General features: G+C 34.9%; 19 protein-coding genes and 6 pseudogenes. All 25 read left to right on the top strand.

The features are described 5' to 3' along the window. Positions 1-7 precede the first annotated feature (7 nt). Positions 8-979, top strand: a complete 972-nt coding sequence (hepT, locus tag JCM21714_RS01265; protein WP_035721092.1) for a heptaprenyl diphosphate synthase component II — start codon at positions 8-10, stop codon at positions 977-979. A 15-nt stretch (positions 980-994) separates the two neighbouring features. Then, positions 995-1,444: a nucleoside-diphosphate kinase gene (ndk, locus tag JCM21714_RS01270; RefSeq protein ID WP_035721093.1), complete on the top strand. Its 450-nt coding sequence runs from the start codon at positions 995-997 to the stop codon at positions 1,442-1,444. A 31-nt stretch (positions 1,445-1,475) separates the two neighbouring features. Further along, positions 1,476-2,253 (top strand): annotated as a pseudogene (locus JCM21714_RS01275) (CheR family methyltransferase). Positions 2,254-2,331: 78 nt separating this feature from the next. Beyond that, on the top strand, positions 2,332-3,501 hold the full coding sequence (aroC, locus tag JCM21714_RS01280) for a chorismate synthase (RefSeq protein ID WP_035721094.1): 1,170 nt from the start codon (positions 2,332-2,334) through the stop codon (positions 3,499-3,501). Then, on the top strand, positions 3,501-4,580 hold the full coding sequence (gene aroB, locus JCM21714_RS01285; protein WP_035721801.1) for a 3-dehydroquinate synthase: 1,080 nt from the start codon (positions 3,501-3,503) through the stop codon (positions 4,578-4,580). The genes aroC and aroB overlap by 1 nt, the downstream gene beginning before the upstream one ends. Further along, positions 4,577-4,941 (top strand): annotated as a pseudogene (aroH, locus tag JCM21714_RS01290) (chorismate mutase). Before aroB ends, aroH begins: the two are co-directional and overlap by 4 nt. A 120-nt stretch (positions 4,942-5,061) precedes the next feature. Further along, positions 5,062-5,757: a pyridoxal phosphate-dependent aminotransferase gene (locus tag JCM21714_RS23420; RefSeq protein WP_369403411.1), complete on the top strand. Its 696-nt coding sequence runs from the start codon at positions 5,062-5,064 to the stop codon at positions 5,755-5,757. Then, positions 5,748-6,068, top strand: coding sequence for an aminotransferase class I/II-fold pyridoxal phosphate-dependent enzyme (locus JCM21714_RS23425; RefSeq protein ID WP_369403412.1), 321 nt, complete (start codon positions 5,748-5,750; stop codon positions 6,066-6,068). The genes JCM21714_RS23420 and JCM21714_RS23425 overlap by 10 nt, the downstream gene beginning before the upstream one ends. Positions 6,069-6,071: 3 nt before the next feature. Further along, the gene (locus tag JCM21714_RS01300) at positions 6,072-7,172 is read left to right on the top strand and encodes a prephenate dehydrogenase (protein WP_200868424.1); all 1,101 of its coding nucleotides are present in this window, start codon (positions 6,072-6,074) and stop codon (positions 7,170-7,172) included. Between the two features lie 12 nt (positions 7,173-7,184). Then, a pseudogene (gene aroA, locus JCM21714_RS01305) lies at positions 7,185-8,484 on the top strand (3-phosphoshikimate 1-carboxyvinyltransferase). 152 nt (positions 8,485-8,636) lie between these two features. Then, positions 8,637-9,911: a tetratricopeptide repeat protein gene (locus JCM21714_RS01310; RefSeq protein WP_235182535.1), complete on the top strand. Its 1,275-nt coding sequence runs from the start codon at positions 8,637-8,639 to the stop codon at positions 9,909-9,911. A gap of 18 nt (positions 9,912-9,929) precedes the next feature. Beyond that, the gene (locus tag JCM21714_RS01315) at positions 9,930-10,493 is read left to right on the top strand and encodes a ReoY family proteolytic degradation factor (protein ID WP_035721098.1); all 564 of its coding nucleotides are present in this window, start codon (positions 9,930-9,932) and stop codon (positions 10,491-10,493) included. 84 nt (positions 10,494-10,577) lie between these two features. Beyond that, positions 10,578-11,039, top strand: a complete 462-nt coding sequence (locus JCM21714_RS01320; protein ID WP_035721099.1) for a DUF2487 family protein — start codon at positions 10,578-10,580, stop codon at positions 11,037-11,039. A 119-nt stretch (positions 11,040-11,158) separates the two neighbouring features. Beyond that, positions 11,159-11,683, top strand: coding sequence for a QcrA and Rieske domain-containing protein (locus tag JCM21714_RS01325; protein ID WP_035721101.1), 525 nt, complete (start codon positions 11,159-11,161; stop codon positions 11,681-11,683). 23 nt (positions 11,684-11,706) lie between these two features. Then, positions 11,707-12,381, top strand: a complete 675-nt coding sequence (gene qcrB, locus JCM21714_RS01330) for a menaquinol-cytochrome c reductase cytochrome b subunit (RefSeq protein WP_035721103.1) — start codon at positions 11,707-11,709, stop codon at positions 12,379-12,381. A 26-nt stretch (positions 12,382-12,407) separates the two neighbouring features. Further along, on the top strand, positions 12,408-13,199 hold the full coding sequence (locus JCM21714_RS01335) for a menaquinol-cytochrome c reductase cytochrome b/c subunit (RefSeq protein WP_035721104.1): 792 nt from the start codon (positions 12,408-12,410) through the stop codon (positions 13,197-13,199). Positions 13,200-13,273: 74 nt separating this feature from the next. Further along, positions 13,274-13,854, top strand: a pseudogene (lhaT, locus tag JCM21714_RS01340) (lipoprotein heptaprenylglyceryl N-acetyltransferase LhaT). Positions 13,855-13,997: 143 nt separating this feature from the next. Continuing rightward, positions 13,998-14,429 carry a hypothetical protein gene (locus JCM21714_RS01345; protein ID WP_035721105.1) on the top strand — a complete coding sequence of 144 codons (432 nt, stop codon included), beginning with the start codon at positions 13,998-14,000 and terminating at the stop codon, positions 14,427-14,429. Continuing rightward, positions 14,396-14,725 (top strand): sporulation protein YpjB, encoded by a 330-nt coding sequence (locus JCM21714_RS01350; protein ID WP_035721107.1) that lies wholly within the window; start codon positions 14,396-14,398, stop codon positions 14,723-14,725. The genes JCM21714_RS01345 and JCM21714_RS01350 overlap by 34 nt, the downstream gene beginning before the upstream one ends. A 264-nt stretch (positions 14,726-14,989) precedes the next feature. Next, positions 14,990-15,337: a nucleotide pyrophosphohydrolase gene (locus tag JCM21714_RS01355; RefSeq protein ID WP_035721110.1), complete on the top strand. Its 348-nt coding sequence runs from the start codon at positions 14,990-14,992 to the stop codon at positions 15,335-15,337. Further along, a pseudogene (gene dapB, locus JCM21714_RS01360) lies at positions 15,334-16,136 on the top strand (4-hydroxy-tetrahydrodipicolinate reductase). The gene JCM21714_RS01355 and the pseudogene dapB overlap by 4 nt, the downstream one beginning before the upstream one ends. Before the next feature lie 11 nt (positions 16,137-16,147). Further along, a pseudogene (gene mgsA / locus JCM21714_RS01365) lies at positions 16,148-16,541 on the top strand (methylglyoxal synthase). A 78-nt stretch (positions 16,542-16,619) separates the two neighbouring features. After that, the gene (bshA, locus tag JCM21714_RS01370; RefSeq protein ID WP_035721112.1) at positions 16,620-17,750 is read left to right on the top strand and encodes an N-acetyl-alpha-D-glucosaminyl L-malate synthase BshA; all 1,131 of its coding nucleotides are present in this window, start codon (positions 16,620-16,622) and stop codon (positions 17,748-17,750) included. Beyond that, the gene (locus JCM21714_RS01375) at positions 17,743-18,924 is read left to right on the top strand and encodes a CCA tRNA nucleotidyltransferase (protein WP_035721115.1); all 1,182 of its coding nucleotides are present in this window, start codon (positions 17,743-17,745) and stop codon (positions 18,922-18,924) included. Before bshA ends, JCM21714_RS01375 begins: the two co-directional genes overlap by 8 nt. Beyond that, on the top strand, positions 18,914-19,891 hold the full coding sequence (locus tag JCM21714_RS01380) for a biotin--[acetyl-CoA-carboxylase] ligase (RefSeq protein ID WP_035721805.1): 978 nt from the start codon (positions 18,914-18,916) through the stop codon (positions 19,889-19,891). Before JCM21714_RS01375 ends, JCM21714_RS01380 begins: the two co-directional genes overlap by 11 nt. Positions 19,892-19,902: the final 11 nt, after the last annotated feature.

Consider the following 19,902-nt stretch of genomic DNA (forward strand, 5'->3'; position numbering starts at 1 on the left):
ACGTCAAATGAAGCTTGCTAAAACATATGCATTTCTAAAAAAAGATCTATCCGTAATAGAAGACGCGTTAGAAGAAACCGTTTATGCTAATCAACCAGTACTACACGAAGCGTCTGTACAGTTGCTGAAAGCTGGCGGAAAAAGGTTAAGACCAATATTTGTATTACTCGCATCTAAGTTTGGTGAATACAACCTTAGTTATATTAAAAATGTCGCCAGTTCATTAGAATTAATCCATATGGCTTCATTGGTACACGATGACGTAATTGACAATTCAAATATGCGAAGGGGTAAACCAACGGTAAAGGCAAAGTGGGATAACCAAGTCGCAATGTTAACCGGTGATTATATATTTGCGAAAGCTTTGCAGCAATTTACTGAGATCCAGCAACCAAGAGCTCATCAAATACTATCAGATACTATGATTGAACTTACAATGGGTGAAATAGAACAAATAAAAGATAAATTTAATATAGAGCAAAACTTTCGGACTTATTTAAGAAGAATTAAACGAAAAACTGCTCTATTAATATCTTCAAGCTGCCAATTAGGTGCGATTGTAGCAAATACAGATAAAAAAACAGAAACAGCTCTGTATCGATATGGATACTATATGGGAATGTCTTATCAAATTATTGATGATATATTAGACTTCACGGCTTCTGAGAAAGAATTAGGAAAGCCAGCAGGAAGTGATTTGCTTCAAGGTAATATTACTTTACCAGTATTATTTGCAATAGAAGATCCTGCTCTGCATAAAGAGCTATCTACTTTATTCAGAAATCCTGCCCACATAAAAGGTGAAACCTTACTACCAATAATAGCTAAAATTAGCTCTTCAGATGCTATCAAAAGAGCTCGGAAAGTAAGTGATATGTATTTACAAAAAGCATATGATTCTCTTCAGGTATTACCAAATAATCAAGCAAAAGAAGCGTTAGAAAACATTGCTAACTATATTGGCAATCGACAAATATAATGAGGTGAATAAAAAATGGAAAAAACATTTCTAATGATTAAACCAGACGGCGTGCAACGTAATCTAATTGGAATGATTGTGTCTCGGTTTGAACAAAAAGGATATAAGTTAATCGCATCAAAATTGATGACAATTACGGAACATCTTGCTAAAACACATTATGCGGAACACGATGGGAAACCTTTCTTTAATGATCTTGTATCCTTTATTACGTCAGGTCCAGTCTTCGCAATGGTCTGGGAAGGTGAAAACGTGATCGATATGTCAAGAAAGATGATGGGGGGGAAAACAAATCCACAAGAAGCAGAAATAGGTACAATTAGAGGAGATTATGGTGTCGTGATGCACCGAAACATTATTCATGGTTCAGACTCATCGGAAAGCGCTGATAGAGAAATTAATTTATTTTTTGACCATGCCGAACTTCAGCAATATAACAAAAATATAGATAATTGGCTATCATAATTTATTCGCATCTAGAACAAGGAGAAAAGACATGTCAGAGTATCAAGCGTTTATTGGACAAATTTACAAAAAAACAGGCCTGGACCTTTCCTTATATAAGGAAGTTCAAATGAAAAGACGGCTTACATCATTACGTGATAAACGTGGATATGAGTCTTTTCAAGATTACTTCAAGGCTATTAATGCAGATCAACAATTATTACAAGAATTTTTAGACAAAGTTACCATCAATGTTTCTGAATTTTATCGTAATCCAACAAGATGGAAAGTATTAGAAGATACTATTTTTCCATCTTTTAAAAAACAAATGAAAAAAATTAAAATTTGGAGTGCAGCTTGCTCCACAGGTGAAGAACCATATACACTTGCTATCATAGCGAATCAATTTTGGGATTTGAAAGATATCGAGATTATTGCTACTGATATTGATCCTAATGTATTAGCAAGGGCTAAGCAAGGTATTTATAATGAGCGAGCATTACAAGAAGTTCCAATAGCAATTAAGGATAAATACTTTCATCAAGAAGGTGCTACTTTCAAGGTGAATGAAAGATTAAAGAAAGCCATCAGTTTCAAGAAGCATAATTTACTAGCAGATAAATATCCTGCAGATGTAAATTTAATTGTTTGCCGAAATGTATTGATATATTTTACAGAAGAAGCTAAAACGAAAATCTATCATAACTTTAATGAAGCATTGGATGATGATGGTATATTTTTTGTCGGAAGTACAGAACAAATTCAGTCCTGAAAAATATGGATTTGAAGTGTTGGATACTTTTTTTTATCGGAAAAATTACAACACATAAAAATCAGAAAATTTGCACACACATTTTTTGTTAGCTATGTTATAGTAATAAAAAAATATTTCAGGGGGGGGATAATAAATGCGCTATTTAACAGCGGGAGAGTCGCATGGTAAACAACAGACGACTATTGTTGAAGGTTTACCCGCGGGAATGCCTATTACAAAAGATGATATTAATGATTCACTGCTACGACGCCAAAAAGGGCATGGACGTGGAAAAAGAATGCAGATTGAAAAGGATTTAGTAGACATTGTAGGTGGAATTAGACATGGCTATACCTTAGGATCACCAATAGCACTAGTGGTTCATAATGATGATTTTAAACACTGGATCGATGTTATGGGTGAGGATCCCTTATCAGAAGATCAGGACATTCGTAGAGTGGTAACTCGTCCACGACCAGGTCACGCTGATTTAAACGGTGCCTTAAAGTATGGACATCGAGATATGAGAAATATTTTAGAACGATCTTCAGCACGTGAAACAACAGCACGTGTAGCGGCAGGAGCTGTTGCAAAAACGCTATTAAAAAACCTTGATATTAAAATCGTCGGTTATGTGAATGAAATAGCTGGTATTAAAGCGGAAGAAAATCTTGAGTTATCCATAGAAGATAAGATTCGTATTTCAGAAGAATCCCCCCCAGTTCGCTGTTTGAATGAGGAAGCAGGCAAACAAATGATGGATGCGATTGATAAAGCAAAAAAAGATGGTGATTCTATTGGTGGCATTTGTGAAGTTACAATAGAAGGATTACCAGCCGGTATAGGATCATTTGTGCATTATGATCGGAAACTGGATGGTCGTATTGCAGGTGCTGTCCAAAGTATCAATGCTTTCAAAGGTGTAGAATTCGGAATCGGGTTTGAAGCTGCACGCAAGAATGGGAGCCAAGTACATGATGAAATTCTCTGGTCGGAAGAGAGAGGTTATTATCGTCGTACAAATCGCCTTGGTGGCTTTGAAGGCGGTATGACAACAGGTATGCCTGTAATTGTGAAAGGTGTTATGAAGCCGATACCTACCTTATATAAGCCATTACAAAGTGTAGATATTGAATCAAAAGAACCTTTTAACGCGAGTATCGAAAGATCGGATTCATGTGCTGTTCCAGCAGCAGCTGTGGTTATGGAACATGTTGTAGCATTTGAAATAGCTACAGCGATCTTAGAACAATTTCCTAATGACCAATTTTCTAAGCTAAAAAATGCAATGGATCAATATCGAGAGGAAATTAGGTGTTTCTAATGCATAAACAGTTAATAACGACTAGTACTAACCAGTATAACGTGTTCGTTGGAAATGGAATAATCGAAAATTTAGCAGATTATCTACCGAAAGAATATCAAAATATTATGATTATCACTGATTCTATTGTGCATGAATTATATACTGAAGATGTAAGGAAATATCTACCGCAATCAGCTCAAGTATCAGTTAGCGTAGTGCCTGCAGGAGAAAATTCCAAAAGCATTGAACAATATTATCATCTATTAACAGAAGCGATTAAAAATAATTTAGATCGAAAATCTCTTATTGTTGCTCTTGGAGGAGGAGTAATTGGAGATTTGGCAGGTTTTGTTGCAGCAACATATATGCGAGGAATTGATTTCGTACAAGTGCCAACTACTATTCTAGCTCATGATAGCAGTGTAGGAGGAAAAGTAGCAATCAACCATCCTGAAGGTAAAAATTTAATCGGGAATTTTTATCCGCCGCAAGCTGTCATATTTGATACGGATACATTAAAAACTTTACCAAATATCGAAAAACGATCTGGTTATGCTGAAGTGATCAAACATGGTTTTATAAGTAACGAAGCTTTTTTAGAAGATGTTTTGGAAACAGATATAACGACCGATATTCCTCCTATGAAACTGAATGACCATTTGCAGAAGGGAATTGCAGTAAAGGCTGATATTGTAGAGAAGGATGAAAAGGAAGCGAATATTCGGAAATTTCTGAATTTTGGCCATACATTAGGTCATGCTATTGAATCTGAACTCGGTTATGGAAATATTACTCATGGTGAAGCAGTAGCTATCGGCATGTTATTTGCTATCGAAGTTAGTGAAGCAACTTATCGAATATCGTTACCATATCAAGCCTATTATCATTGGCTATCAGCAAATCAGTATCCGTTATCCTTACCACCACTTTCTGTACAGAACTTAATAAATCGTATGAAAAAAGATAAAAAATCAGAAAATGCAATGGTACAAATGGTATTGTTAAAAGAAGTTGGAAGCCCTGTAACAGAAACTATATCAGATCAAGATTTAACCAATCTTCTAGATAACTTTTTAGGAAAGTTGGGTTCAGAATGATTAGAGGAATACGTGGAGCAACTACAGTAACGAACAATAATGCCGATGAAATTGTGGCAGAAACTAAAAAAATGATAGAACAGATGGCTCAACAAAATGATGTTGATCCTGAATTAATCGCTTCTGTGATGATTTCTGTTACACCTGATCTTAATGCTGCTTTTCCTGCTAAAGCTTTACGCTCATAGAAGGGTGGAAATATGTCCCAGTTATGTGCATGCCTGAAATTAGTGTTCCCGGGAGTTTACCATTTTGTATTCGAGTCATGATGACAGTTAACACTACAGCAGCACAAAACCAAATGGAACATATTTATTTAAATGAAGCCAAAAAATTAAGACCTGATTTAGTACAAGAATAGTAATAGTGACGCGAAGGGAGTTTTCTAAGTGCAGGTAAAACGTGTATTTCAAAATATGGCTCCATATACCCCCCAGGTAAACAGATAGAAGAAGTAAAGAAAGAATACGGTCTATCTAAAATTGTTAAATTAGCATCAAATGAAAATCCATTTGGATACTCCGAACAGGTAAAACAAGCTATTCCAAATATGCTTGATCATTTAGAAATTTATCCAGATGGTTATGCAACACAGCTTAGAGCAGCACTTGCAAGTAAATTAGGTGTTGGAGAAAAGCAACTAATCTTTGGTTGTGGATCAGATGAAGTGGTAGATATTATTTGTAGAACTTATTTAGAGAACGGAACAAACACAATCATGGCTACTCCGACATTTCCACAGTATAAACATAATGCATTAATTCAGGGTGCGGATATAGTAGAAGTGCCCTTAGTAAATGGCTATCATGATTTGCCGAATATGCTTAAAGCCATCAATAAAGATACACGAGTCATCTGGTTATGCTCACCTAACAATCCAACAGGTACATTAATTAATAAAGAAGAACTCGTCTCTTTTTTAAATAAATGTCCATCAGATACAATGGTTGTTTTAGATGAAGCATATTTTGAATATATTGAACAAAGAAAAAATCCTAATAGTATTAGCTTATTAGAAACATATAACAATTTAGTTATTTTACGCACCTTTTCCAAAGCTTATGGTTTAGCGAATTTACGAGTTGGTTATGGTATTGCGTCTGAAGAAATTGCCACCTATTTAAATATCACACGTGGGCCTTTCAACACTACTTCTGTTTCGCAATTATCAGCCTAACCGCTTTACATGATACGGAATTTTTACAAAAAACGCATTCCAGAAATTTAGAAAACAAAAAAGCATTTATGACTGCTTGTGACAATATGAATTTAGAATATTACGAATCAGAAGCCAATTTTCTTTTTGTTAAACTACCAACAACCGGTGATGAATTGTTTGAATATTTGTTAACGAAAGGTTTTATTGTGCGTTCTGGTGAAGCTTTAGGTCATCCTAATGGAGTAAGAATAACAATTGGTTCCAAAGAGCAAATGTTAGAACTAGAAACGAATATAAAGGAATTTTTAGCATTTAATAAAGGAGTATAAATTGTGAAAAAGACCGTTTTAATAGCGGGTCTCGGTCTAATCGGAGGCTCGCTTGCTTTAAGCATAAGAGAAACAGAAGATATTCATCTTATTGGTTTTGACTCAAATTATAGTACGCTAGAGTATGCCAAGATGAATAAAATGGTAGATGAAGTCTATAGTGATTTTAAGGAAGCTATTTTACAATCAGATATCTGTATATTGGCTGCTCCGGTTTCAGTTACGATAGAAATGATTCATCAACTTAGTAAATTACCATTAACGAAACCGATTATTATAACGGATGTAGGTTCTGTTAAAGGTCCAATTATTGATGCGGCAAATCAAATTAATTCTGAAATGATTTCCTTTATTGGCGGGCATCCTATGGCAGGCTCTCATAAAAAGGGAATACAGGCAGCGAAAAAAAACCTGTTCGAAAATGCTATCTATGTTTTATCTCCAACCACTAGTAGTTCGAACAAAGATTTAGAACAATTACAAGCATTATTAACCCCAACGAAAAGTAAATTTCTGATCTTAGAACCAGAAGAACACGATGAAATGACAAGTGTTATTTCCCACTTTCCACACTTGATTGCATCTTCACTTGTTCATCAGGCGCGTAGTTGGCAAAAAACTCATCCATACATACCAAAATTAGCTGCTGGTGGTTTCCGTGACATAACCCGGATTGCATCAAGTAATCCATTAATGTGGCGAGATATTTTCTTTCAAAACAGACCAAAAATGAGTCGGTTACTCGGAGATTGGATTGAAGAGATGATTCATTTAAAAACCCTTATAGATACAGGAGAAAAATCTCAAATCCAAGAATACCTGGAACAGGCAAGAGAATATCGAGATGGTCTTGATAGCAGAAAACAAGGGGCGATTCCATCCTATTATGATATCTATGTTGATATATTTGATCAACCTGGTGCAATACTAAAAGTAATTGAATTATTATCCAGTCATGATATTAGTATTAATAATATTGAAATTCTCGAATTAAGAGAGGGAATTACAGGCGTATTACGATTAAGCTTCCAAAATAAGAACGATCAAGAATTTAGTCAAGCAATTTTAAAGAAAAATCATTATGATACAGTGATTGAAGAATAGGAGAGGACTATCTTGACAAGTAAAATTTTAAGCTATAATCAACCGGCGCTTTCAGGTAAAATTAGTGTTCCTGGAGATAAATCGATTTCACACAGAGCTGTCATGTTTGGCTCTTTAGCAAAAGGACAAACGAATATTAGTAATTTTTTAGCTGGTGAAGATTGTCTTTCCACTATTGGAGCATTCGAAGCAATGGGGGTTTCCATTAAGCGAAATGAAAATACGGTTTGTATTGATTCTGAAGGTATTGATGGACTTAAGGAACCAATACAACCAATAAATTTGGGTAACTCTGGTACAACGGCGCGATTATTATTAGGAATATTAGCTGGTTTACCTTATCACTTTACGCTATTTGGTGATGAATCATTATCAAAGCGGCCTATGGATCGAATTGCAAATCCTTTACGAGAAATGGGAGCAATAATTGATGGTCGCGATCATGGACGATTATTACCCATGTCAGTAAGAGGTGGAGAATTATCATCGATTCACTTTAAGCCTCCTGTTAAAAGTGCACAGGTGAAATCAGGTGTATTATTAGCTGGTCTTCTTAGCAGTGACGGTGTGACAACAGTCGAAGAAGAGACGAAAACACGTGATCATACGGAAAATATGTTAAAAGCTTTTGGAGCACAAATAGATATAGAAGGAAATACGGTTAGAATTAAAGGCAACCAAAAACTTTATGCTTGTGATATAGAAGTGCCTGGAGATATTTCCTCTGCAGCATTCTTTTTAGTTGCAGCAGCGTTAACAAAAAATAGTAATATAACTATAGAAAATGTTGGGTTGAACAGTACACGTACAGGTATAATTGATGTATTAAAATTAATGGGTGTTACCATTGAAGTTGTGGAAAAACGTACCATAGGTGGGGGAATCAATAGGTGATATAACGGTTATTACCTCTAATCCAAAAGGTGTAATAATAGAAGGAGACATTATTCCACGTATTATTGATGAAATACCTATTATTGCTTTATTAGCTACGCAAGCAGATGGTCAAACTATTATCCGAGACGCAGAGGAATTACGATTCAAGGAAACAGATCGAATCGCCTCCGTTGTGACCACCCTTACAAAGTTTGGTGCCAAGCTAACAGGTACAAAAGATGGAATGATCATTGAAGGAAACACTTTACTTCACGGTGCTGTTGCAGAATCGCATGGTGATCATCGAATCGGTATGATGATAGCCATTGCATCGCTAATTACAAATGATCCTATAGAATTACATAACGATGAATGCATCGCTATTTCCTATCCAACTTTTTTTGAAGACTTGGATAAATTAATTGAAAACTATTAATTTATATCTAAAAGATCCAATAATAGAAATCCTGATTTCTATTATTGGATCTTTTTCATTTATAAAGCTCTCATAGTTGCTCGTATTATTTTATTTCGTTACTATGAATATAAGTGAAGTTGAATAAGTGATAAATAGAAAGGTTGAAATCTTTGGATAATACTATTGAACAAGCTATTGAAATGATTCATATTGGTGAAATAAAAGAAGCATTAACACTTTTACAAGAAGCAGCGAATAATGCTGATATTAATACAAAAATTGAAATTGCTCAGCTTTTTATCGAATTAGGAAACCAGGATCTTGCAGAAACAATATTGGAAGAAATTATACAACAAGAACCAGAAAATAGCGATGCGAAACTAATGTATGCGGACATTATGATCGATGATAACCACGATGAGCAAGCAATTGAAATCCTAAATGAAGTGAAAGAGGAAGATCCTAACTATCTCCAGGCATTAATACAATTAGCTGATTTGTATCAAGCGCAAGGGTTATTTGAAGTAGCTGAAAGAAAATTGTTAATTGCAAAAAACATAGCTCCGGAAGAGCCTATAATTGACTTTGCTTTGGGAGAATTAACTTTTTCATCAGGTGACTATCATAAATCCATTATCTATTATGAGAAATTATATAAAATAGCAAAAGAATTTGCAGGAGTAAACATAGCTGGCAGATTAGCCGAAGCTTACGCATTCAATGGAGAATTCGAAGAATCCTTTCAGTATTATCAAACAATTGAAACTAATGATCCAGAGACACTATTTCGCTATGGTTTTTTAGCATATAAATCTGAACGTTTTGAAATCGCGATTCAAGCATGGGAAAAATTGCTGGAAGAGGAATTGGAATATCCCTCCGTTTATTTATATTTAGCAAATGCCTACGAGGAAGAGGGTCTTATCCAAGAAGCTATCGAAACAGCCACTCAAGGAGTTGATATGGATCCATTTAATAAAGAAATATGGTTTACTGCAGGAAGATTAGCATTAAAAGACGGTGAAACAGATAAAGCAATCGAATTTGCCAATAAAGCAATTTCTTTGGATAGTGAATACCAGGAAGCATTGTTATTCCTGATAGAAGCGCATAAAAACCGGGATAATCATAAGGAAGTTATCGCCCTCCTTAGTGATACCGTAGATATTGAACATCTTGATGGAATATTTTATTGGGAGCTTGCAAAAGCATATAATGAGGAAGAAGACTTTAAACAGGCATTAAATGCTTATCAAAACGCATACAATAAAATGAAGGATGATACGGACTTCTTAAAAGATTATGGATACTTTTTAATAGAAGAAGGGAGGATCGAAAAAGCAGTTAAAATATTTGAGAAATATATGACAATAGAACCATCAGATTCTGATATACAACATTATGTCCAGCGTTTAAATGAACAAAATAATGATACTCTCTTATAGATGGAGGGGAAAGATAACTTGGAAACTACTATTCGGGTTGAAGATAAAAAAATATTTATTCAATGGTTTTTAAGTCATTATCAATTAAAAAAACGAGAAAGTGTGTGGATTTTAAATTACTTATTGAATCATGAGTTGCTCCTAGAACAAGTTCATTTTGTATTGGAGGCCCGCTTTTGTCCAAGAGCAATGATAATTTCTACTCATTGTTCTAAAGAAATAGCTTTTCGTTTTTATAAGAAGCATATTGTAACAACAGATGCAGATAAATCGTTCCATGATATTCGTTTACATGCTAAGGAACCAATATATGTTCAATTAAATTTCAAGAATTCGAATCAGAGTATTCCATATATAAAAGTGTTGGAGGATAATCCATTTATCCCGGACGACTATTTTCTTACTAAGAGTGATAAAAAAATGGCAGATGAATGGTTGGAATATTCATTATATGAGTATCAAAAAGAAGTCTTAATTAGTAAAATAAATGAAGCACTAGATCAAAAAGATCATCAATTATTTAACTATTATTCAGATCAATTAAAGGAATTGGAAAGTTCATTTATTATAAAAAGTGAGTAAAAAGAGTAACGGGAGAGCCAACAAGTATGGTGCATTCCGTTTCTTTTTATGTTAAATTAGGAGCATGGATCAGGAGGTGTAAAAATGAAATGGCAACCTAAAGACATTGCGTCATACTTTCAATCTGAAGAATATATTGACACACTTTGTATTCCGCTTATTCCAATCACTTTAAATAATCAGCCAGAGACTGCAAAAAAAGCAGATCAACAAAAATCCTTACAAATAATAGCAGACGAATTAGAAAGAAACTTTAAGGGGGGGAGAATATTTTTAAGTCCTAGTTATACATATATTTCAGGAAATAATGATCGACAGGAAATTAATCGTCTTAATAATTGGACAAGCTCTTTATCAAGTGATCATTTCACATATATCTTTTATTTGACATATGACGTCAATTGGAAAAGATTTGAGCAAGATATGGATGGTAATTTAATCTGGCTAACTGCACCAATAATAGAAGATTATCAATCACAACAAACAAAAAAGTGGGTGCAGGAACAATCCATTCAAATCAGTGCACTTATTAGAAGCTATTGGTAAATAGAAATATTTATAGAAAAACATCTTAAAAGAATAGAATTTATTGACCACAGCTTTAGTTTAAGCTATCATAGTAATGTCCTAGTAACATAAGAGTTTATAATCCATGAAGTCGGAATATGTGTAGAGGGGGGGTAAACAATGTCAGAGAAAAAGCACAAGTGTCCCGTCGGCAATTTTTAAATTATACATTAACAGGTGTTGGTGGTTTTATGGCTGCAGGAATGCTTGCACCAATGGTTCGTTTTGCAATTGACCCAGTGTTACAAGCATCTGGTACTGAAGATATGCATGCAGTAGTCGAGGTATCAGAAATTACTACAGAACCACAACGCTTTGATTGGACAATTAAACAAGTTGATGCTTGGTACACATCGGATGTAATCCATAGTGCTTGGATATATAAAAACGAAAAAGACGAAATAATTGCTTTGTCACCAATATGTAAGCACTTAGGATGTGCGGTAAGTTGGGCATCTAATGAAGAATATCCGAACGAGTTTTACTGTCCATGTCACGGAGGACGCTATTATAAGAATGGTTTAAATGTACCAAACACTCCACCAAATGCGGCATTGGATCTTTTTCAAAAGGAAGTAAAAGATGGTACATTATATCTTGGAGCGCAATGCCAAACCCTGTAACGGAAGGAGGGGGGGCATCATAAATGTTACAAAAAATGTATGATTGGATTGATGAACGTGTAGATATTACTCCACTCTGGCGTGATATTGCAGATCACGAAGTTCCAGAGCATGTAAATCCTGCACATCATTTTTCAGCATTTGTTTATTGCTTTGGTGGCTTAACTTTTTTTGTTACAGTCATACAAATCTTATCTGGAATGTTTTTAACGATGTATTATGTTCCTGATATTGAAAATGCTTGGCGATCTGTTTATTATTTACAAACACAAGTTGCACACGGACAAATCGTAAGAGGAATGCATCACTGGGGAGCAAGTGTTGTAATTGTCATGTTATTTTTACATACTTTACGTGTTTTCTTCCAAGGTGCTTATAAGAAACCGCGTGAGCTAAACTGGATGGTTGGGGTACTGATCTTTTTTGTAATGCTTGCATTAGGTCTAACAGGTTACTTGTTACCATGGGATAATAAAGCATACTTTGCAACAGTGGTTACACTTCAAATTGCAGAAGGTATACCAGTAATCGGTGAAATGGCAAAAACACTATTAAATGGTGATCCAAATATAGTAGGTGCCCAAACATTAGCTAGGTTCTTTGCGATTCATGTGTTCTTTTTACCAGCTGCACTTTTTGTCTTGATGGCTGTTCACTTTATTATGATTCGTAAACAAGGAATTTCTGGTCCACTATAGAATGTAGCTAAGAAGGAGGTAAATCTGTGAAGAGAGGTAAAGGAATGACGTTTGTTGGTGATTCACGTATACCTGCCAATAAACAAAAATTTATTCCAAAAGACTATTCAGAATATCCTGGTAGAACGGAAGCATTTTGGCCAAACTTTCTTTTGAAGGAATGGTTAGTGGGAGCTGTATTCTTAGTCGGATTTTTATGTCTAACTGTTGCTCATCCGGCGCCGTTAGAAAAAATGGCTGATCCAACTGATACTGCGTATTTACCGTTACCAGACTGGTATTTCTTATTTTTATATCAATTATTGAAATATAAGTTTGCAAGTGGTGCTTTCTTCGTAATGGGTGCAATCATTATTCCTGGTTTGGCATTTGGAGCGTTACTGTTAGCTCCTTTCCTTGATAGAGGAAAAGAACGTCGGCCACATAAGCGACCCATTACAACAGGACTGATGCTGTTAGCTTTTATTGCTGTTTTTTGGTTAACATATGAAGCTGCAGGTCATGTTGATTGGAAGGCAAAGGCAGAAAACAATAAACCTGTCTTGCCTGAAGAAAATGCAGTTGAGATAGATGAATCTGACCCAGGTTACGCCATTTATGAAGCTAATAGTTGCATTCAATGTCATGGTGGTGACTTAAATGGCGGAGCTGCTGCTCCTTCTTTAATAGGAATTGATAAAAGTGTCGATGAAATTAAAGATATCGCAGTTAATGGTATTGATACAATGCCAGCAGGTCAATTCGAAGGTACGGATGAAGAACTGCAACAACTTGCAGAATTTATCGTTTCAGTAAATGAACAAGCTACAGAAGAATAAGTTTTTTCTCACCCTCGCTCATCACAAAATGAGCGAGGGTTTTTATCTAGTTTATAGGAGTGGAAGATACTTTAATGATTAAAAATATATTGTTTCACCCTCAATTTATTGTCATTTTATTAATAATTAATTTATTTGGAACTATTTATGGTTATCTATGGTATGGAAATCAATTAAGTAATACTCCGATCTATTTCCTTCCTTTTGTTCCAGATAGCCCAACCGCCAGCTTATTTTTTACGATTTTTTTGTTTTTTATTTTAAAAGGGAAAAATATACCCTTAATAGAAGCATTGGCATTTACTACTTTGGTGAAATATGGATTATGGGCTGTAGTAATGAACATGTTAACATTATTAGTTAATGGAAGTCTAAGTTGGCAAAGCTATATGCTGATCGCTCCCATGGAGCAATGGCTATTCAAGCCTTCCTTTACGCACCACTATATAAAATTAAAATATCACATTTAACGATTGCGGCAATATGGCTATTACATAATGAAATAATAGATTATATTTTTGATATGATGCCAACCTATGGAAGTTTATCGAATTATCAAAATCAAATAGGTTATTTTACTTTCTGGTTATCTATCGTCGTTATTATTGTGGTTTATCAAATATCTGTAAAAAAACAAATAAAAAACATGTCGTAACGAGCGATTAAAATGGTTCAATTATCTACTTGAATGCATAACTACTTATTCCTTTTCATATATTTGTGTAAAGTAAGGCTTTTTATAAGCATCTGTCTTACCAAAGAATGATATCGTAATAAACGGAAGAAGGGGGGGTATGTGTGTGCATTCGATTATTTACAGCAGTTTTATTTTCTTTACTTATAATACAAGCTTTTGCTTCCTCTAATCTTATGGCAAAAACGGAAACAGATACCTACTATATAAAATCATTTGAAAGACTTGTTGAAGAGCAGCGCTATGATATTGCTGCACAATTATTGGAAAAGAATAAAAAACAGCTTGTTAAAAGTGCTGCCGGTATTAATGATAAAAGTGCATTACTTCTGAAACAATATATGGAAGATAACATTACTATTTTGCAAAGTGACACAAAAACACCAACTGAGAAAACAATTGCTACCAAACAGACTATTATTCTATGGGACGCTATTGTTTACGAAAATGCACCACTTTGGATGACATGGAAACAAGAACTAGAGAGTAAAATGGATAGCTTTTGGCCCAGGAAGAAGTCGATTCAAGTGACTTAACGGAGATCGCTTATTACGTTACTGTTTTATCCCCCCCTGTTGCTCAATTGCATTTGGATGATGATCAATTTAAATCATACCAGCAATCTATATATTTATTATCAAAAGATCATAATAATTATAATGAAATAGAAATTGAAGAAACGTTTGCTCAAATTTCTCAATTAAATATAGATACATGGAGTAAAGCAAACGCACATTATACACATTGGCTCATATTCATAGTTATGGGATTTATTTTTCTTAGTTTATCTTATGTCGCATGGGCAAAATACAAAGCAGAAACAACCGGATAAATAAATTGATCTGTCAACATAATTTGACTAATCTTTGTGTGTAATGAATCATATTGTTATTGTATACTCAAGAATCTTTTAAATAAGAAAAAAAGGTTTTCAATGAAGCAGCTTCAACCTATGTTACGGCAACACTCGTAACAGTAGCTGAATTAATTTGCTTTGCATCAATGTTTTTCCTTGCAAATGATGATTAATATTAAATATGATAAAAGGCAGATGGGTATCTATCTGTCTTTTTATTTTGTCAAAGGAGGATGTGCCATGTATAATAAAGAAAGTATTCAAGATATGCAAGAAAGAGTAGATCAGTACATTTCACAATTTAAAGAGGGGTATTTTTCTCCGTTAAGTATGTTAGCACGATTCACCGAAGAAGTTGGAGAATTAGCTAGAGAAGTGAATCATCTATATGGAGAAAAGCCAAAAAAGAATTCTGAAGCAGAAAACAGTATGGAAGCTGAATTAGGCGATCTATTATTTGTTATGATTTGTTTTGCTAATTCACAAGGTCTTAGTCTTAGTGAAGCATTTGAAAAAACAATGAAAAAAATCAAAACACGTGACAAAGATCGTTGGACAAGATGGGAAGACAAGGAGGCAGAAGAATGAGTAAAGTGAAAGTAATAATCGCTGGTCCCAGAGGAAAGATGGGAAGTGAAGCATTGCGCATGATAGAAAAAAATGATGATTTAGAACTAGTGGCATGTTTGGATCATAAATTCGATGGAATGAGCATTAAGGAATTTGAGAACCTTCCCAATTTAGATGCGAAGATTTATACGGATATAGAAAGCTGCTTTCAGTCTGTTGAGGCAGATGTGTTGGTAGATTTAACAACACCTGAATTTGGTTACTTACATACAAAAACGGCCATAAACTATGGTATCCGACCGGTAGTTGGCACCACTGGTTTTACAGAAGAACAACTCCAGGAAGTGACAGACTTAGCAGAGGAGAAAGGTATAGGTGTTATTATCGCACCAAACTTTGCTTTGGGTGCTGTTTTAATGATGCAATTTGCTAAATGGGCAGCAAAGTACTTCCCTGATGTGGAGATTATCGAGAAACATCATGATAACAAATTAGATGCACCTTCTGGAACTGCTTTAAAAACAGCAGCATTAATTAAAGAAGTGCGCCAGTCGAAACTGCAAGGACATCCAGATGAAAAAGAAACCATTCCTTGTGCCAGAGGGGGGCAGATATTGATGGAATGAAAATTCACAGTATGCGATTACCAGGACTTGTTGCACATCAAGAAGTTGTATTTGGTTCGACTGGTGAGAACCTCACAATTAAGCATGATTCCTTTCATCGTGAATCTTTCATGACAGGTGTTAAATTAGCAATTGATAATGTAATGAAATTAGATATATTAGTATATGGTTTAGAAAATATTATGGAATAGGAGTGATTGACATGAACATTGCTTTAATTGCACACGATAAGAAGAAAAAAGATATGGTGAATTTTATGGTTGCATATACATCTATTTTAGAAAAGCATACTCTATATGCAACCGGTACAACAGGGAAAAGGATACAAGAAGCAACAGGACTTCCAATTGAACGCTTTCAGTCTGGTCCACTTGGCGGGGGATCAACAAATCGGTGCTAAAGTCGCCACCAATGATATGGATTTACTTATCTTTTTTCGAGATCCGTTAACCGCTCAGCCACATGAACCAGATATTAGTGCCCTAATGCGTTTATGTGACGTCTATCAAATACCGCTTGTAACCAACTTGGGTGGGGCAGAAGTTATGGTTAGAGCTCTGGATGCAGGCTTTTTTGATTGGCGAAATTTACAATAGTTTAGAATCTTTTTATGTTGATTATGGACACTGTAAGGACATAAATAAGTATATTTTAAATGTAGGTGGGTAGCTATCATGTTAAAAATTGGGATTATTTGTTATCCATCTGTTGGTGGATCTGGTATTATTGCGACAGAATTAGGAAAAATGCTCGCAAAAAAAGGTCATGAAATCCATTTTATTACGTCAAGCGTGCCATATCGATTGAATTCTTTTGACCCAAATATTTATTTTCATGAAGTAGAGGTAAATCATTATCCGGTATTTCAATATCCACCTTATGATTTAGCACTGGCAACTAAGGTGGCAGAGGTAATTGATACAGAGCAATTAGATATTATCCATGCTCATTATGCCTTGCCGCATGCTATCTGTGCCATACTAGCTAAGCAAATGGCACATCATCAGGTGAAAATCGTTACAACTCTACATGGAACAGATATAACTGTTCTAGGAATTGATTTAAGCTTAAAGAAACTGATTCGTTTTGGAATCGAACAATCAGATGCTGTCACCGCAGTATCAAAAAGTCTTGTCAAGCAAACACAAGATATGATACAAGTAGATTGTCCTATCCGTGTCGTCTATAATTTTGTTAATGAAACAGAATATCAACGACAAAAAGTAAACTTAAAACAAAGATACGGGATCAAATCTGATGAAAAAGTACTTGTTCACATTTCAAATTTCCGTAAAGTGAAACGGTTAGAAGATATTATTCACACCTTTCATTTAATTAATAAAAATAAGCCAGCACGGTTATTACTTATTGGTGATGGCCCGGAATATGGCAGAATTCATGAACTGGTAAAAGATTTAGATTTAGATAAATGTGTTCATTTTTTAGGAAATCAAAAAAATATCCCTGAACTTCTATCCATTGCAGATATTAAGCTTCTCTTATCTGAGAAAGAAAGTTTCGGTGTCGTTTTATTAGAAGCTATGGCATGTGGTGTACCATGTATAGGCTCTAATGTTGGAGGTATCCCTGAAGTAATCGAAGATGGGGGTAACAGGTATATTGAGGAATTAGGAGACATTGAGGCTTTTGCTGCCCGAACTCAGGAGTTATTAGATGATCGTGTTAAATGGGAACGTTTTTCTGCCAATGCTAAGAAAAGTGTGTTAGAAAAATTTTCTTCAGAGAGAATTCGAGAAGAATATGAAGCAATATACGATGAAGTATTAGGAAAAACGAATGGATAACAAGCTCTTTTCATTAGCAAAAGAAGTCATACAGAAGTTAGAAATCCATGGCTATCAAGCGTATATTGTTGGAGGGGCTGTTAGAGACTCACTGTTACAACGGTCAGTTGGTGACATCGATATTGCCACTTCTGCCTTTCCAGATGAAGTTCAAAATATATTTCCAAAAGTAATCCCAACTGGTATCCAACATGGCACAGTGATGGTTCGATATCAAAGTGTATCCTTTGAAGTGACGACGTTTCGAACAGAGTCTGCCTATAGTGACTCGAGACGGCCTGATCAGGTGAAATTTGTATCAAATCTTATAGAGGATCTAGCCAGAAGAGATTTCACGATGAATGCCATTGCGATGGATCATTCGAAGTGTTTAATCGATCCATTTGCTGGACAACAGGATATTGATAATAAATTAATACGTACTGTAGGTGATGCGAACGATCGTTTTAGGGAAGATGCTTTGAGAATGATGCGGGCCATCCGTTTCCAAAGTCAATTAGGATTTGAAATAGATCGTTCTGCACTTGTTTCAATCGAAAAAAACAGTCCGCTAATGCGTAATATTTCGATCGAGCGAATTGCAACAGAATGGGAAAAGATGATAAAAGGAGACCATTTTCATATAGCGAAACAGACCTTAATTGAAACTGGTTTATATCGTTTTTTACCGATTATATCAAATCATCAAGTAGTGAAGATACTGAAAAATACAATGATATCATTCCCAAGTTTCTCTGCCTTTATTGCCTATATGCATATCAAGGTAAATGACATCTTAATTTCAGATTGGACGCAACAATGGAAATTATCAAATCAACTAAAAAAAGAGAGTAAACTACTTGTGCATCTGCTTCAGGACTATCATAAAGAAGAGATTGCTTGGGTTGTTTATAATTTGCCAGAGCAATTAATGGAAGATTTTTATTTAGTGTTGATACTATGTACAGATACGTCTTTTTCACTATCACAGCTGAAGATGATAAAGAGATCGCTTCCCATTAAAAATAGAAATAAACTTATAATCAACGGATCTGATATCGTTGCTTTCTTCCCGGAACGAGAGAAAGGTGCTTGGATTCACGAATTACTTCTTCGTATCGAAAAAGCAGTTGTGACAGGAAGATTAGAAAATTCTAAAAAGGCAATAAGAGAGTGGTTACATGATGACCAATAATAAGAGAAATGAAATCATTGCTATACTAGCGAAGCAAGAACAACAGTTTATCTCAGGTCAAATGTTATCAGAACAACTACAAATTTCTCGTACTGCGATCTGGAAACATATGAATGAGTTAAAAAAAGACGGGTATCAATTTGAATCCGTTCCTAAAAAAGGTTATCGCTTATTAGCTAAACCAAATCAGCTTAATGAAAGTTCAATAAAATGGGGACTTGATACAAATTGGTTAGGTCAAACCATTATATTTAAGGAACAAATAGGTTCTACACAAGATTTAGCGCATGAATTAGCCAGAAAGGGAGAAAAACATGGCACCGTTATTATTGCAAATCGTCAACTAGCTGGACGAGGTCGCATGGAAAAGCGCTGGCTGTCAGATGATAATGGTGGTATTTGGTTGAGTATGGTACTCAGACCGACGATTCCTCCACATCAAGCTTCTCAGATGACATTATTCGTTGCCGTGACATTAGTTGATACTTTAGAACGATTAACAGATCAAACCATCCAAATAAAATGGCCTAATGATCTCTTTATTAATGGGAAGAAATTAGCTGGTATTTTAACTGAAATGCAAGCTGAATTAGAAGCAATTCAATATTTGATTATTGGTTTTGGAATTAATGTAAATCAAAATATCAACAACTTTTCAGAAGATATTCGTCACAAATCAACTTCTTTAAAAATAGTTTCAAGTCAGGAATGGAACCGGACAGAGCTTATCCAATTCATTTTACAAGACTTTGAAGGAGCTTATCAAAACTATCTTCGCACTGGTTTTGAACCGATTAAACAAAAATGGTTAAAGCATGCTTATAAATTCAATGATTCTATTTTTATTAAAACAGGTCAAGAGGCTTTTTATGCTACCATTAAAGGGATTACAGATGATGGTGCTTTAATGGTATGTGATGAACAAAAACAGGATCGAGTGATTTATAGTGCCGAAATATATTGGTAAGGAGTTATACA

The organism is Gracilibacillus boraciitolerans JCM 21714, assembly GCF_000521485.1.
Classification (GTDB): domain Bacteria; phylum Bacillota; class Bacilli; order Bacillales; family Amphibacillaceae; genus Gracilibacillus; species Gracilibacillus boraciitolerans.